The sequence below is a fragment of the Anaerobacillus alkalidiazotrophicus genome (assembly GCF_001866055.1).
The window spans coordinates 1195052-1210411 of record NZ_MLQS01000001.1 but is presented as its reverse complement, the minus strand read 5'-3'; the positions used below and the strand labels follow the sequence as shown (position 1 = coordinate 1210411).

Below are 15360 nucleotides of genomic sequence, written 5' to 3'. Positions count from 1 at the left end.
CGAATATGATATTACCGATTTCAACCTTGTAAAAAGGTATTTTAGAAAGAAATGAAACATCTGCATGTTTAAAATTAGCAGGTAAAACAAATGGTGCAGACACAGTGGACCTTATTTAGGAAAGATGACGTAAAAATTGATTTTTGCGGACATCAAATTGCTGATTTGAACTTGTAATGGCAATTTTTCTGAATTTTTTTTAGGCTGAAAGCGTAGGTGGGATTTTCCGATGTTTCAGCTTGCTGAAACGAGTTCAGAAATGATTTTCGTGATATAAGGGCTATGGTGTCCGCGAATGTTTAAAAATGGCAGTATAGTCACCGCTAATAATGTAAATTATGGAAAATAAAGCGAAAGATATCAGTTTACGTTATAATTAATTATTTGAGGAAAACATTCGATACCATTTCGAGTGTTTATTTTAGTAAACATTTTTAATGTAAGGAAGAGTGTAATGGAATACTTAAAAGAGTGGCAACAAGCACTTTATATAGAAATTAATCATTTGAAAAAATACGGAAGTACAAAATATACGTTAAAAAATGGGCATTTAGTATTGAGTGATAAAGGGTTTACTTACTATTTTGAAACGTCTGTACCGATTTCTATTCCAGTCGGTTCAAGTATTTGTTTACAGTGGAAAAATCGAAGAGTAGAGGGGAGGATGTTGTCTTCTGAGGGAAATAATTTGCTTTTGTCACTTGAACAATCGTTAGGCGATTTAATTGATGAGGCAATCCTTTATCATGATCCGTGGGAGCTCTTAGAAGAACTCATCGATCGTATTGATGAATGTAAAAAAAGTAAGAAGAAGCGTAGTCGAATTAAGCAATTAATGGAACCAACCGAGGAGCCGAAACACCCACTCGACAAATTGAAAACCAACTCTCACGAACTATTCTATCGATCAAAATATAACCCAACAACTTTTGTTTGGGGACCACCAGGAACAGGTAAAACTTACACGCTCGCTCGAGTAGCTTCAAATAAATATTTTCAAGGAAAACGGGTGCTAATACTATCCAATAGTAATCAAGCAGTCGATGTACTACTGAAAGAAATTGTTGATTTTTTAACAAAAAAATCCAAGTTTATAGATGGCGATGTACTTCGTTATGGTACGGGTTCAAAGCAGTCGATGACAGAACCGATTACAACAGAAATGTTACTTAAAAAACGTGAGCCAAGACTCGCGAAAGAAAGAGATTTGGTGTTAGAAGAAAGACGATTATTAAAACATGATTTATCTAATTCGTTCAGTAAGCGTGATAGTGAGACGCTTCTTGCAACGGAAAAAAAACTAGCTTCCTTGCAAGAAAAAATCAGACAAAAAGAATTAAGTTTTCTAAAAAAAGCACAAATTATCGGCACTACATTAGCAAAGGCGGCAACAGACGGTGCAATTTATGAAAAAGATTACGACCTTGTCATCATGGATGAAGCTAGTATGGCATATGTTCCACAAGCTGCGTTTGCAGCATCTCTAGGAAAACGAGTCATTATATCTGGTGACTTTAAGCAATTACCACCAATTGCTGCAGCTAGGCATGAGTTAGTTGATAAATGGCTAAAAGAAGATATTTTTCATTGCGCAGGCGTAGTGGAAGCTTTAAATGATGACCAATTACATCCACATCTAATGTTATTAAAAGAGCAGCGTCGTATGCATCCTCAAATTTCAGCTTTTACAAATGAGTACATTTATCTTGCAAAAGTGTATGATCACCCCAGCATGAAAAATAAGCGAAATGATTTAGTTACGCGGGCTCCGTTTATGAATATGGCATCTATTTTAGTGGACACAAGTTTTACTGGGCGGCACTGTATTCAAGAGAAATCGTCAAAATCAAGAATAAATGTATGGCAACTGTTTCTTTCTTTTCAATTAATACACGAAGCTTACACCGCTGGGGCGAGATCGATTGGGTACGTAACACCTTACAGAGCTCAAGCGATGTTGATGGATCAGCTTTTAGGAAGTGTGTATGAAAAGGAACGGATAGAAGCTAATATTATTTCTGCAACCGTTCATAGGTTTCAGGGTAGTGAACGAGATGTCATGATTTTTGATACAGTCGATAGTAACCCACAAGAACGTCCGGGTATGCTCTTGACAGGAAAAGATAGTGAACGCCTCGTGAACGTAGCTATTACAAGAACAAAGGGGAAGTTTATACAGGTCACAGATCGTAGCTTTGTAAAAAACAATATCTATCCGGGTAAAACGATTCGGCAATTAGTTGATCATCAAGAACGACAAGGACAAACGATCACTCATCAAAAAATAGGTACGTGGATTAAAAATCAGCACCCACATCTACAATGGATGCACGCTTTAAAATTAGACCGTGTGTTTCAGGATCTAAAACAAGCAAGAACGTCGATTATCATCTCACTACCGAGTCAAATGGCTCTACCAAATGAGTGGCGTGAGCAGATAGCAGCTACACATTCTAAAGTAAAAGTGAAGATTATTTCAGAACAACCGTTAACCTTAAACCATAAGGTAGAGTATATAAATGAGGATCTACCATTCCCATTTGTGTTGATTGATCGCCAATTTCTTTGGTTAGGCCTTCCATTGGAAGCTGCGAAAATGAGTCATCCCCCATACGTTGCCGTAAGACTTGACTCGAATAAATTTGTGGAACAATTTCTATCATGCTTATTAATAACGGGCAAATCAACTGTTACAAATGGTACCCAACCATTATTTAAATAAATGTGTTTTCGCCATAGAATATTAATAAATACTGGTTAGACAGCAAAAAGAGGTCACGTATCGTTGTTGATACGTGACCTCTTTCTTATTAGTAAAAAAAGAATAATCGAAAGTTTACAGTAAATTGATTAGCTAGTTTGTTTTGATTATCAACAAGAATGAATGATGATTAATAATAAGCAAAGTAATGTTTAACTCATGTAAGCTATGTTCGAAGGAAAATACAACAGCACAGTATTACTTCTTAATTCATAAAAAAATTAAGGGAAACTTTATTTACTAAATACGGTCATCTTTCCCATCCTCTGTAGTAATTATCTAAATTGTCTTGTTCTACAGTTGGATCTTTGTTTTGGCTGTCTAATGTAATCATTTCATTTTTTTTCACCATATGGAGTATCACCCACTTTTTATATTATATATGTAATGTAACCTATTGAAAGTTAATTATGTAATAGGCACAGCTTTTGGCCTTAAACGTCTACCCACCGAGTAGAGATCCTTAAAAAGAGAAGTACCAACATATGTCGTTTAGGTAGGAGATTAGCTGTCCCTGAAGGTACGATATAGAATAACTTTCATTAGTGCAGGACGAAAGAATCTCCCTCCACTGATTGATAGATGCCCATTTACAATCTAGTAAAGTGATAGGCTTTTAAGTTCAAAGAAATACGTAAAAGGAAATATACTTATGGTAATATTAGATTAACTAATTGGTACTAAAAGGAGTATGAAATGGAAAAATATAAAGTAATATTGTTTGATTTAGATGGAACACTTTCAGACCCTAAAATAGGAATAACGAAATCTGTTCAATATGCGTTACATAAGATGGGCATTGTTGAGCCTGATATTGATAAATTAGAAGGCTTCATAGGTCCACCATTACAAGTTTCATTTTCTGAATTTTACAATTTTGATGAGCAAGAGACACAAAACGCAATAGATCTATTTAGACAGAGATTTAAAGAAAAAGGAATGTTTGAGAATAAGTTATATGCAAATATTCCCTCACTATTAAACTTATTAAATGAACAAGGTTTTACGTTAGTTGTTGCAACATCAAAGCCTACGGTTTTTGCTGAACAAATACTAGAGTATTTTAATATTGACCAGTATTTTGAACTGATCGTAGGTAGTAATCTTGATGGAACAAGGGTGTCAAAAACTGAAATCATTCAATGCATATTAGATAAATATAGTGAATATGAACTCGGTGACTTTATTATGATTGGAGATAGAAAGCACGATATTATTGGTGCAAATAATACTGGAATTAACTCTATTGGAGTTAGTTATGGATTTGGTTCTTCTGAAGAATTAAGTCAATTCAACCCTACGTATATTGTCAAAAGTGTTACTCAATTAAAAGAGATTTTAATGAGGAGTTAGGTGAAATACCTGCTATTATCGTAGAGTGATGTAACAGTACTAACTACTTACACTTTAATGAGGTTCATACCACAGGATTTACGCACATAAGATAATCTTTAGTTGGGGGCAGTGATTGATGTCGCTCGATTTATGCGTATCGGCTATGGTATTCACAAGTGGCGACTGCTTACGTCATAAGAAATTATAGGGAGGAAGTATGAACCGACATTTTAGTTTTGGAGCGGAAAAGCAAGATTATACCGTCATAAACAAAAACTCATTTTATAAGGTTTACTTTCTTATCAAATTAATGCATTGTGGGAAGTTTCTTATGCTCATAAGAAGGAATTTCGCTTTACTTGATTAGGTATCAATGGTTTGGAGAGAGAAGGGATTATTCAAAGTTAAATCACCCTTTCGCACAGTTGACTTCTGGAAATTTTGTTAGTGGCTGCATAAGGATATCTGACAAATCATAGAACCACAAGCAGAAGAGCTTAGCCCCTAACACGTGGTGTGTGAAGTATAAAGATTTCTGATCGACTTAATTAAGAAGTCTAGGAAAAAAAGAAATATTAAAAAAGGCGCCTCTACTTGTAATCTAGCAAAGTAGTAGGCGCCTTTAATCTTAGTAGCGTAATTCAGTAGTTTACTATTAAGTTAATAAAATAGTGATTCACACGAAAAAGAGAATTCTACAAGTTTATTCCATAGCTTTAATAGCTTCAGCTACCTTAACCATCATGGAACATTCAACACGTTTACGGAAAATGTCACAGCTGAAGTCATCAGTTCCTTTAATTGAACCTGTTGAGTGTAGTGCGTTAGCAGGGCAACCACCACTACAGTAAAGCTTTGCCCAGCAGCCTTCACAATGTGGCTTCGAATAGCAGTTATTCTCTTTAAATTGGTCTTGGATGTCTGCTTTGATAATTCCATCCCAAATGTTGCCCATGCTGAATTCTTCATCTCCAACAAATTGGTGACAAGGGAAAAGCTCTCCCCATGGAGTTACAGCAAGATATTCCGTTCCAGAGCCGCAACCGGAAATTCGTTTTTGAATGCAAGGGCCTTCTGAAAGGTCAAGCATATAATGGTAGAAAGTAAATCCATTGCCTTTTTCTTGACGGTTTAGCATTTCCTTCGCTAAAATTTCATACTGATTATAAATCTCTGGAAGGTCCTCGTCAGTTAGCGCGTATGGTTCACTCGGATCACAGATGACCGGTTCCATAGAGAGTTTGTCAAAACCAAGGTCTGCAATGTGGAAAATGTCATTTGTGAAGTCAACGTTGTTATGAGTGTACGTTCCGCGAACATAGTATTCTTTGTCTCCACGCTTTTCAATGAACTCTTTAAATTTCGGAACGATCTGCTCGTAGCTACCTTTTCCAGAGACTGTTTTGCGAAGGCGGTTATGAACTTCTTTTCTACCATCTAGACTCAAAACGACATTGTACATTTCCTGATTAAGAAATTCTGTAACCTCATCATTCAGGAGCATACCATTTGTAGTGAAGGTGAAGCGAAATGATTTTTTGAACTCTTTTTCCTTACTTCTTGCGTAAGCGACAATTTGCTTCACGACTTCCCAAGCCATAAGTGGTTCTCCACCGAAGAAGTCGATATCGAGATTACGATGATGTCCAGAGTTTTCCAATAAGAAATCAATCGTTCTTTTACCAACCTCATAACTCATGATAGCTCTATTTCCATTGTATTTACCTTGGCTCGCAAAGCAATAATCGCAAGTTAGGTTACACGTATGTGCTACATTGAGACAGAGGGCTTTTACATATGTTTTACGATTTTTTAAATCGATTGAGAGATTCTTAAATTGATCTTCCGTAAATAATTGTCCATCTTTTTTAAGCTCATCAACAGCAGTGATTGTTTCGCGAACTTCGGCCTCTGAAATATCTGAATTGCGGGCGTACTTTTCTAGCATGATTTTGACGATTTCTTCCACAGGATATTTTTCATAAAGCGCGATAACGTCATAGGCGAGTTCATCGACAACATGTACCGCCCCACTGTAGGTGTCGAGCACTATGTTATATCCGTTTAGTTTATATTGATGAATCATACTTGATAACTAGCTCCTTCTGTCCATAAAATTGCCGCCCAGCTGTAAAATAGTTGGGCGGTTCATTTTTTGTTTCTTATCTGTTTATTGGATTTTCGCACTTTTGATTAGCAACACCGCAAGACGTTTTACATGCAGATTGGCAAGATGTTTGACATGCGCCACACCCACCGTATAATGCAGTTTCATTCAGTTTACGAGTGCTAATTGTTACGATTCTTTTCATAAATGCCACAACCTTTTCATTATTTTTTGAAGAAATATGTGTTAATTTTGTGATGTTTTCACACTAGTTCCCAATAATAATATTATCAACACCTTATGTTTCCGTCAATCCTTGATGTTGCATGGAATTTGTTTAATTAATATAAGTTAATACTATTATATTTCTTTATTTATTTATCTAATAACCTTTATATGGTATATCAATAGTATCGTAGAATTATCATCGATAACACTGTGGTAATAGTGATAAGTTCATTATCGAAAATAATCACTCATAAATATATATGCGCTTTAAAATAGGGTATGTTAGAAAAAATTCTCATCTTTTTTCCTAAACAAGGGTGAGGGAAGAGAGTTGCCCCATGATGATTAATTTGATTAGTTATGGATGTAGATGACTAGTGAATCTAAATAAATGGCTCTAGGTTTTGGTACATCTTCGTTAACTTAATACGACTTATAGTTTTTGTATTAGCAATTGCTCTTGGATTACGTTTTTATTCATTGGAATTAGAGGAAGAAGATCGAAAGCAAGGAATAATTGGATTGAATGAGTATCTAGAAGAGGATATAAGTGAAACAGAGGAATACGATAATAGAGCAGTGTAGCAGGTTATTTCAAATTGTAAAGTCGAAATCAATACTTTATACTAATAAAGTGTAAATTTATTGTTTTAGTGAAGGATTGATAAACATGATACACTTTGAAAGTTTAAAGAGAGTTAGTTTAACAGATGAACAGATAAATATTTTAATTAATGTATCGAAAAATTTACAAATTATAGCTGATATTTCACAAGCAGATGTGTTCATAGACTGCCTTCTATCTGAAGAAACAGCGTTGGTTGTTGCTGAGGCAAATCCTAGAACTACGAAATCATTGTATCACAATAGTGTTTTAGGGGAAATTGCTCTTGAAGAATCTGAACCAGGCGTAATGTTTAGTTTAAAGACTGGTAAACCAATTCTTCGTTCGCGGGGTATTAGTCAAGAAAATGTTGTTATGCAACAAGATATTGTCCCTATTACTGATGGAGTAGGAAAGACAATTGCGGTGTTGATTAAAGAATCGGACATCTCACAAGACATTGAAAATGAAAAGAAAATTAAAACATTTTTAAAGAATTCTAATGAAGAAACACAGCAGTTAGTCAAACAAATCACTATTCAAGAAATTCACCACCGAGTGAAAAATAATTTGCAAGTAATTTCCAGTATGCTCCGTTTACGAATGCTGCGTGCTTCTACAAAGGAAGTTGCTGATGTATTACAAGATAGTACCGACCGAATTTCTAGTATGGCTATGATTCACGAATATTTAGCTCAAAATGGTATTGAAAGTACCGATGTTAAATATGTTTTGGAGCGAATTGCATCATTGTTAATTGCTTCCTCTAGCAATCCGGAGAAAGAAATAAAGCTTTCGGTTAAAGGAGAAACTATATGTTTACCAGCGGAAAAAGCTACCTCACTTGCCTTGGTTGTAATCGAGCTTGTTCAAAATTGTATTAAGCATGCTTTTCAATCGAGTTCGGGTGGCAACATAAAAATTGAAGTAAAGTGCCGAAAGCAAATGATTAATATAGCCGTTATCGATGACGGATGTGGAATCTGTAATACGAGTCCAATAAAAAAATCGTCATTAGGCTTTAAAATCGTCGAAATGTTAGTTGAGGAACAACTACAAGGTGTAATCTTCAATTTTTCTTCAAATAAAGGGACAGCTGTAACAGTCACGTTTCCCTTTATAGACAAGGAGATCTAATGAAACATGTAAAGGTTTTAATCGTCGATGATGAACCGATAACTAGATTAGATTTGAAAGAAATGCTCGAAGAAAATGGATATGACGTTGTAGGCGAAGGGAGAAATAGCAACGAAGCTATTGAAAAGGCCCAAGCTTTGCAACCTGATTTAATAATAATATATGTAAAAATGCCGGAAATGAATGGTGTAAAAGCAGCATCAATTATTAAGAGGTTTTCTGATTGTGCGATTCTTTTACTAACATAAGGTGTTACAAGTACCGATAGCTATAAGAACACGCGAATTAATTAGGTAAGGATGTGAAGCGAGTGGAATTACAATATTGCAAGGAAGTGTTGGTAAAGATCAAATACACTTATTGTTATCCTGTCCACCGAGTCTTGCCCCTAGTAAAATTATGCAATATCTAAAAGGGAGATCATCAAGGTTACTTCAAGATCAATTTCCAGAATTGAAAAGAAATATTGGGGTCAATACTTGTGGGCAAGAGGGTATTTTTGTGCGACTGTAGGGAATGCAGATGAAGAAATAATTAGAAGTTATCCTGCCAATCAGTTTGGTGGAGAAAAGAACGACATATTTACGGTTGAAGAATGAGTTAAGTCATAATTAAATTTGCTTAAGCATTATTTACTTTGAGATGACTTGAGTCATTATTTACGACTTTGGTCGTTTAAGAAAAGATTATAAAAATAAAAAACTATTGAATTATTATTCGTTTCGTTGTATAAATATTATTATAAACGAGATTATATTGAAGGTGAATGATAATGAATTATAATGTGACGGATAATCTTCCTGCTTTTGAGCAATTCGCTGATCTACATGAATCAAGTGGGCTAATTAAAAGTAAGAAGGGAACATACACAAAAGAACAGTTGTTTCAAGCGGCGAATAATAGTTGGTATTGTATCTCAATTTATGATCAAGAACAGCTTGTTGCATTCGGACGAATGATTTCTGATGGGATTTATCAGTCGTTAATCTGTGATGTAATGGTTCATCCAAATTATCAAAATCAAGGACTTGGTAAACTAGTGATTAAAGAACTACTGAAGAAATGTAAGGAAGAAGACATTCAGACGATCCAACTTTTTTCCGCTAAGGGAAAACAGCATTTTTATAAAAAGTTAGGATTTGAGGAAAGAGAACTGGACGCACCAGCAATGGTATTTAAAATGTAAAAGCTCAGTGAAAAGATCGAAATCACTGAGCTTTTTGAATTTTGTTCGCAGTGTTTAGTGTATATATTAAAGAAGGGAAGAATGTTACTCAATAATTTACTTCTAGTGTAAGCTAGACATTTTTAACAATTGAGATTCAATTAATGAGTTTACATTAGCGAAAATAGGCCTGTTCACTGTCCTATATTTCTTAATAAAACATTTGTTAATTATGTAACAATGTTACTCTTAAAGTCCTCATTTGTCTGTTTTTTTATCTAAAAAACGAATTCCTTCAACAAATAATCGAACAATCCAAAATGTAGATGACAGAACAGAAAAAACTATAAAGCCCATTCAACCTTTAGGCAACCTTACGAGGTTTGTGTTCTTTTCAAGCCGATTTTCAACTAGAGCTATTGAGGCACTAAATAAGAACACACTTAAGAATGTTTTTAAAGGGTTCATCTTATATGTAAATTGATTGTAAATGACACATGACAAAGGAAACAACAAATAAAGAAATGCAATGTTTGAGTCAAATAAGGTAGGGAAATACCTCTTTGGATATTGGACATATTTTTTCTTTATTACCGGGCCATCAATTAAAGTAGAAACTAATGTTTTAAAGAGATAAATAATAAACCAGTCTTTTAAATCTCCTTTTCTACGAAATAAAAAAGCCCATCCCCTTACTCCTATGAGTGTAATTATATTTAATAAAGGTCTATCCCTCATCTAAGCACCTCCTTATTTTAATAATAGTCTTTCGGTGTTCGCTGGTCCTTGTGTTGATTTATTTATGCTTGTGGTATGAGTTAAACTAACAATCAGTGGGGGATGAAGGAAAACCCCCACTGATTGAAGTTCAGCTTTATAAATTTCTAACTTGGAAACTGTCTAGCTTCAGCGCCTATCGCTCGTGACCAAGGCGCTTGCGCTTTTCTTGTGAAAAATTTTTGTTGCCATTTAGATAGTAGTATGATAAATTAATATATCTGTCATGCTATTCTCATTTTTGCGCAGAATTACTTCGTTTCGTCAAAAATGGCGAGAGTAATTCTTAAGATTTAATTTTTGGGGAAACTATTGCGCTGAATAGTTTAGTGTGGTATTATACTTCTTGTCGCTATAACAAAGGCGATTAGTTAAGTGGTTGTTTGGAAAAAGTTTCGAAAATAACTTGCGCGGAACTAATTGTTATGTTACAATAACTCTTGTCGTTTGAAAACAACGACGCAAATTAAAAAAAGATGGTTCTTTGAAAACTGAACACACAGCCAAGCGAATATGAAAGGCGGAAGACACCCGCTTATCAACGAAAAGCACTGGAAGGTCAGCAATAAGAAGTCGGGTTTTGGACTTCGTTTGATGAACTGAAGTGTCTCGAGTTGGTGGTGTCTGAAGCTAGACAAAAAGAGATAGTAAATATCTCGTCAATGTTTTATTTTGAGCTTTATCAAACACTTTTATGGAGAGTTTGATCCTGGCTCAGGACGAACGCTGGCGGCGTGCCTAATACATGCAAGTCGAGCGAACTCAATTAAAGCTTGCTTTATGAGAGTTAGCGGCGGACGGGTGAGTAACACGTGGGCAACCTGCCCTGTAGACTGGGATAACTTCGGGAAACCGAAGCTAATACCGGATAATCTTTGGAACCTCATGGTTCCAAAGTAAAAGTTGGGTTTACCTAACACTACAGGATGGGCCCGCGTCGCATTAGCTAGTTGGTAAGGTAACGGCTTACCAAGGCGACGATGCGTAGCCGACCTGAGAGGGTGATCGGCCACACTGGGACTGAGACACGGCCCAGACTCCTACGGGAGGCAGCAGTAGGGAATCTTCCGCAATGGACGAAAGTCTGACGGAGCAACGCCGCGTGAGCGATGAAGGCCTTCGGGTCGTAAAGCTCTGTTGTTAGGGAAGAACAAGCGCCTTTTACGAAGGATAGAATGTAGTTTTCTGCTATGCGTAAGGCATCAACCCTCTCGAATAACTAACATTATGGAGCTCAATCCCTTCAACCGCTTGGCTTTCGGCCCGCCACCTCACTGTCTACGCTTAAAGACTAAAGTTACCTTCAGCCCTCCAAGACTCGCTACGAGCGAATGGCTAGTTCTTACTCGACGGGAATCCCACCCGTTATATGATACGACCTAGGCTCGGCCGCACACGCATCTCTTAATTTTTGATAGTCTTGATTGTTTGGTTCTAATTCGAGTGCACTTTGTACTGCTTCAAAAGCATCTATATATTGTTTGAACTCATAATAAATAAGTGCTAAATTAAAATGGGCTTCATGCAAAAAAGGACGTTGCTCTATTGTAATTAACAAATTTTTCTCGGCGTCCTTTAACAATCCCATTTTCGCTTCACTATAAGCCAACAAGAAATTCACCTCGACAATGTCAATACCACTATCGACTGCGTTTTTTAACAAAGAATAGGCTCGTTCGATTTCGCCACGTTGCAATAGTTCTTGAGCAATCTGAACATTAATTAAATGAGTTGTTTCAGTTTCGTGGTTTGTTGAAAATCCATAGGATAGCAGTAAACTTACAGAAATAGTAGTGAATATTAAAGCCAAAAATTGCTTTACCCTAATTTTATGTTTTGGTAAATGAAAAATCGAAGATGCAAAAAAGCCACCAATTAAACCACCAATATGTGCCCCATTATCAATCACCGGAAGCATAAAACCAAGTACTAAATTAAACAACAATACAACTATGATATTGACACCTATTTTTCTAAAAAACAGTTTACGATAAATAACTCCAAAATAAAGTAATGCCCCGAAGCATCCAAATATTGCTCCTGAAGCACCGGCTGATATCTGATGATTAAAAGCAAAACTACTAATTGATCCTATAACACCAGCGAAACAATAGATCATAATAAATCGAGTTGTCCCGTAAATCCTTTCAACCGCACTTCCTAAATAAAACAAAGCGAGAGAATTCATTAGTAAGTGCGCAAAACCAATATGTAAGAAAATTGCAGTGAAAAAGCGCCACCATTCTCCTTCCATGATTAAAGGGTCATACTTTGCGCCAAATTCAATTAAAGTTAATAGACTTTCACTACTTCCATAATACTCAATAACAGCAAATACCCCTATTAACATCACAAGAAGTATATATGTAAAAATAGGTTTTCCGTATGTAAATAGCGCATTTTGTTTTTTCAATCGCTGATCTGAAATAGATAAAACTTCTTGACGATAATACTGAATTTCCTCTACATTAAGAAAGTGTTGATTTACATTTACTCTAGGTAATTTAACATTCAGTGCCTCACTAACATTTATTACTCCAAATTGATCTCCTTTTTCACCATCGATGATATAACTTGATATCTTAATACTCTTATTTCTTGTTATGAATACTTTTTCCAGTAAATTGTTATTTTCATATGAACTATCTATTGGTAAATAGTTTGAAACATAAACATTATATATTTTGAGTCGTTTACTTTTCAGCTCTTTTCGAATTCCATCTCCCCGTATAACTAAATTTTCAATATCTCTTCCTATCATGTTACTCCAATTAAAATCTTTTCGAACTATACGAATAACCGTAGTTTCTTTAGAATCCTCTTTTTCAAGCCAATACTCACGTTCATTATCAGCAACTTGAATTAAACTCATCCCTTCATGACAAACAAGATAATGAATAAGTTGCCAAAAATAAATATCTTGACTTAAACTTTCCATATTTTCATCCTTTCAATCGGTTTTCTGTAACAATAATTTCCAAAACATTCTTCAAGCACTTTACAGTTGCAAAAGGAATGTGAGAACTTGTAGGAGTTTCATTTCTAGTATTTAAAAAGATAGCATCCCATCCAGCCTCTAATGCTCCTACAACATCATGGTCCCAAGAATCTCCTATGAAAAGACACCCCGCTTTTGACTTTAAGTTTACTTTTGCTAAGTTGAAAATTTTTGGATCTGGTTTTGATAATTTTACTTCTGCTGAGATGAAAATACAATCATCCGGTATCCATTGCCCAAGATTTAATTTATTTATTTTACTATATTGAGTATCGAATTTCCCATTTGTTATAATACCGATCTTAATACCTGCTCCTTTTAACACTTCCATTAGTTGGTATAGAAAAGGGTATGGTTCACTAAAGTCGTCGACAACTTGTTCATAGTGTTCATGAAATTTATCCGCATCACTCTCATTCAAAGATAAATTAAATTGATCAATCGTTTGCAAAAATCTTTTTCTACGATATTCCTTAGGGGTTAATGTTCCATTTTCGTAATCATTCCAATACTTATCACAATTCTCCTTAAATGTTGTAAAGATTTCGTTAATACTATTTGAATAGTTGATATTTCTTTCTTCAAAAATGGAATGAAAACAAAAAGAAATGGCTCTTTTAAATGCATCTTCATGACTATAAAGAGTGTTATCTAAGTCAAAACAAATCGTATTCCAACGCATAAGACTCACTCCTCCATTTATTAGTAATACAAACCCCTCTAATCACGCTCAATTTCTCATTTACCACTCCTTACTCGTTGCAATCCACTCCGAAGTAATTTCAAGTTAAACAATCAAAAAGGAGAAGCAGACGATCTTTCCTATCCACCTTCTCCTTGGAATTTCTATAATTCTTTATATTGGCTGCTGTCAAAATAATTCAAATTTCTAAAATGGCATAAAACGAGATAAAAAACGATCACGAATGAAAGGTATTTGTAGCGCACCTGAAACTGCCAAACGTCTAATCCAGCTAGTTCCAATAATTGTATTTATTATTCGGTAGCGATACTGATAGATAAAGAAAGCCGAGAGAAAAGAAATTAACATGGTCATGAAAAAATTATTATTGTTATTATTTTTAAACATTGTCTAATCACTCCTTTTTATCATTTTTTGAATAAAAGAAGTGTTTTATTCTTATATCTTAAAATGGAAAAAATAGGCTCACAACTAAAAAAGTTATAAACCTATTCCAAATTATGAATTGTTAATTTTTGATTGGTCCCATGGCATTTCGTAATACATTTGCAGAATGATGTAGCTTTTCTTTTTCATCATCACTTAAACTAAGTTCTAACACTTCTCTAATTCCACTACTATTGACGACTGCAGGAACACCAATATAGATATCCTCTAAACCAAATTCACCTCGTAGTAATGTTGAGACAGTTAAAATAGAATTTTCATTTCGTAAAATCGCTCTTGTTAAGCGAACTAATCCCATGGCAATTGCGTAATGTGTTGCACCTTTACGTTCAATAATATGATAAGCTGCATCACGAACATTGATAAATATCTCATCAAGATCCTTAAGTGATCGCCCTTCTTCTTTATGTTCTTCAAAATAACTCATTAGCGGCTTTCCACCAATGTTCGCATGGCTCCAAACAGGTAATTCCGTATCTCCATGTTCACCCATAATGTATGCATGGACATTTCTTGAATCAACATCAAAATATTGACTAAGTAAGAAACGCAAACGAGCTGTATCTAAAATTGTACCCGATCCAATAACTCTCTCCATCGGTAAACCTGAATATTTCCAAGTTGCATAAGATAATATATCAACTGGGTTAGTTGCGACTAGAAAAATCCCATCAAACCCACTATTCATTACTTCGCCAACTATACCTTTAAATATTCTCGCATTCTTCTCAATTAAATCTAATCTGGTTTCGCCTGGTCCTTGATTTGCACCTGCTGTAATAACAACAATGTCAGCCTCTTTACAATCCGAGTATTCACCAGCCCATATTTTCATTGGAGAGCCAAATGGCATACCATGATTTAAGTCCATGGCATCACCTATTGCTTTTTCTTTATTTAAATCAAGTAGAACCATTTCATCTGTTATTCCTTGATTTAATAAAGCAAAAGAATAACTTGACCCTACAAACCCTGTTCCGATAACAACCACTCTTGTTGTTTTATTACAATCCATATAAAAATACCACCTTTCAAACAATTTTTTTCAAATACTTTTCAAATTCAATACCTTACTCTTATAATTCGGAAGAAATTTCG

The 15360-nt window shown here is 35.1% G+C and carries 12 protein-coding genes, 1 pseudogene and 1 other annotated feature; of the genes and pseudogenes, 6 read left to right on the top strand and 7 right to left on the bottom strand.

The genetic code is table 11. From position 1 onward, the window contains the following. Nucleotides 1–454 precede the first annotated feature (454 nt). The gene (locus BKP45_RS05840; RefSeq protein ID WP_071388753.1) at nucleotides 455–2722 is read left to right on the top strand and encodes an AAA domain-containing protein; all 2268 of its coding nucleotides are present in this window, start codon (nucleotides 455–457) and stop codon (nucleotides 2720–2722) included. 735 nt (nucleotides 2723–3457) lie between these two features. Continuing rightward, the gene (locus tag BKP45_RS05835; protein WP_071388752.1) at nucleotides 3458–4114 is read left to right on the top strand and encodes an HAD family hydrolase; all 657 of its coding nucleotides are present in this window, start codon (nucleotides 3458–3460) and stop codon (nucleotides 4112–4114) included. A gap of 685 nt (nucleotides 4115–4799) precedes the next feature. Here BKP45_RS05835 and scfB read toward each other — a convergent pair. Next, nucleotides 4800–6182: a thioether cross-link-forming SCIFF peptide maturase gene (gene scfB, locus BKP45_RS05830; RefSeq protein WP_071388751.1), complete on the bottom strand. Its 1383-nt coding sequence runs from the start codon at nucleotides 6180–6182 to the stop codon at nucleotides 4800–4802. A gap of 76 nt (nucleotides 6183–6258) precedes the next feature. After that, nucleotides 6259–6408: a six-cysteine ranthipeptide SCIFF gene (scfA, locus tag BKP45_RS21455; protein WP_084034571.1), complete on the bottom strand. Its 150-nt coding sequence runs from the start codon at nucleotides 6406–6408 to the stop codon at nucleotides 6259–6261. Nucleotides 6409–7101: 693 nt separating this feature from the next. Here scfA and BKP45_RS05825 point away from each other — a divergent pair. From BKP45_RS05825 to BKP45_RS05810, 4 genes and pseudogenes are all read left to right on the top strand, one after another. Next, on the top strand, nucleotides 7102–8172 hold the full coding sequence (locus tag BKP45_RS05825; RefSeq protein WP_071388750.1) for a sensor histidine kinase: 1071 nt from the start codon (nucleotides 7102–7104) through the stop codon (nucleotides 8170–8172). After that, nucleotides 8172–8420 carry a response regulator gene (locus BKP45_RS05820; protein ID WP_071388749.1) on the top strand — a complete coding sequence of 83 codons (249 nt, stop codon included), beginning with the start codon at nucleotides 8172–8174 and terminating at the stop codon, nucleotides 8418–8420. Before BKP45_RS05825 ends, BKP45_RS05820 begins: the two co-directional genes overlap by 1 nt. A gap of 76 nt (nucleotides 8421–8496) precedes the next feature. Further along, nucleotides 8497–8771, top strand: a pseudogene (gene tnpA, locus BKP45_RS23525) (IS200/IS605 family transposase). Nucleotides 8772–8944: 173 nt separating this feature from the next. After that, entirely contained in the window at nucleotides 8945–9358 is a 414-nt protein-coding gene (locus tag BKP45_RS05810) for a GNAT family N-acetyltransferase (protein WP_071388748.1), read from the top strand. Between the two features lie 336 nt (nucleotides 9359–9694). Here BKP45_RS05810 and BKP45_RS05805 read toward each other — a convergent pair whose 3' ends face one another. The 5 genes from BKP45_RS05805 to BKP45_RS05785 all read right to left on the bottom strand — a co-directional run bounded on the left by BKP45_RS05805 (nucleotide 9695) and on the right by BKP45_RS05785 (nucleotide 15277). Beyond that, nucleotides 9695–10075, bottom strand: coding sequence for a CBO0543 family protein (locus BKP45_RS05805; RefSeq protein WP_245747386.1), 381 nt, complete (start codon nucleotides 10073–10075; stop codon nucleotides 9695–9697). A gap of 738 nt (nucleotides 10076–10813) precedes the next feature. After that, nucleotides 10814–11355 (top strand) — a sequence feature (16S ribosomal RNA rRNA prediction is too short). A 101-nt stretch (nucleotides 11356–11456) separates the two neighbouring features. Continuing rightward, nucleotides 11457–13052 (bottom strand): rhomboid family protein, encoded by a 1596-nt coding sequence (locus BKP45_RS05800; RefSeq protein WP_071388747.1) that lies wholly within the window; start codon nucleotides 13050–13052, stop codon nucleotides 11457–11459. A 4-nt stretch (nucleotides 13053–13056) separates the two neighbouring features. Further along, nucleotides 13057–13794: an HAD family hydrolase gene (locus tag BKP45_RS05795; RefSeq protein WP_071388746.1), complete on the bottom strand. Its 738-nt coding sequence runs from the start codon at nucleotides 13792–13794 to the stop codon at nucleotides 13057–13059. Between the two features lie 207 nt (nucleotides 13795–14001). Next, nucleotides 14002–14202, bottom strand: coding sequence for a hypothetical protein (locus BKP45_RS05790; protein WP_071388745.1), 201 nt, complete (start codon nucleotides 14200–14202; stop codon nucleotides 14002–14004). 121 nt (nucleotides 14203–14323) lie between these two features. Then, the gene (locus BKP45_RS05785) at nucleotides 14324–15277 is read right to left on the bottom strand and encodes an L-lactate dehydrogenase (protein WP_071388744.1); all 954 of its coding nucleotides are present in this window, start codon (nucleotides 15275–15277) and stop codon (nucleotides 14324–14326) included. Nucleotides 15278–15360 lie beyond the last annotated feature (83 nt).

What these genes read in the sequence shown, in the direction of transcription:
- BKP45_RS05840 (WP_071388753.1), top strand. Translation starts at nt 455, where the DNA reads ATGGAATACTTAAAAGAGTGGCAACAAGCACTTTATATAGAAATTAAT.
- BKP45_RS05835 (WP_071388752.1), top strand. Translation starts at nt 3,458, where the DNA reads ATGGAAAAATATAAAGTAATATTGTTTGATTTAGATGGAACACTTTCA.
- scfB (WP_071388751.1), bottom strand. Translation starts at nt 6,182, where the DNA reads ATGATTCATCAATATAAACTAAACGGATATAACATAGTGCTCGACACC.
- BKP45_RS05820 (WP_071388749.1), top strand. Translation starts at nt 8,172, where the DNA reads ATGAAACATGTAAAGGTTTTAATCGTCGATGATGAACCGATAACTAGA.
- scfA (WP_084034571.1), bottom strand. Translation starts at nt 6,408, where the DNA reads ATGAAAAGAATCGTAACAATTAGCACTCGTAAACTGAATGAAACTGCA.
- BKP45_RS05790 (WP_071388745.1), bottom strand. Translation starts at nt 14,202, where the DNA reads ATGTTTAAAAATAATAACAATAATAATTTTTTCATGACCATGTTAATT.
- BKP45_RS05810 (WP_071388748.1), top strand. Translation starts at nt 8,945, where the DNA reads ATGAATTATAATGTGACGGATAATCTTCCTGCTTTTGAGCAATTCGCT.
- BKP45_RS05825 (WP_071388750.1), top strand. Translation starts at nt 7,102, where the DNA reads ATGATACACTTTGAAAGTTTAAAGAGAGTTAGTTTAACAGATGAACAG.
- BKP45_RS05795 (WP_071388746.1), bottom strand. Translation starts at nt 13,794, where the DNA reads ATGCGTTGGAATACGATTTGTTTTGACTTAGATAACACTCTTTATAGT.
- BKP45_RS05785 (WP_071388744.1), bottom strand. Translation starts at nt 15,277, where the DNA reads ATGGATTGTAATAAAACAACAAGAGTGGTTGTTATCGGAACAGGGTTT.
- BKP45_RS05805 (WP_245747386.1), bottom strand. Translation starts at nt 10,075, where the DNA reads ATGAGGGATAGACCTTTATTAAATATAATTACACTCATAGGAGTAAGG.
- BKP45_RS05800 (WP_071388747.1), bottom strand. Translation starts at nt 13,052, where the DNA reads ATGGAAAGTTTAAGTCAAGATATTTATTTTTGGCAACTTATTCATTAT.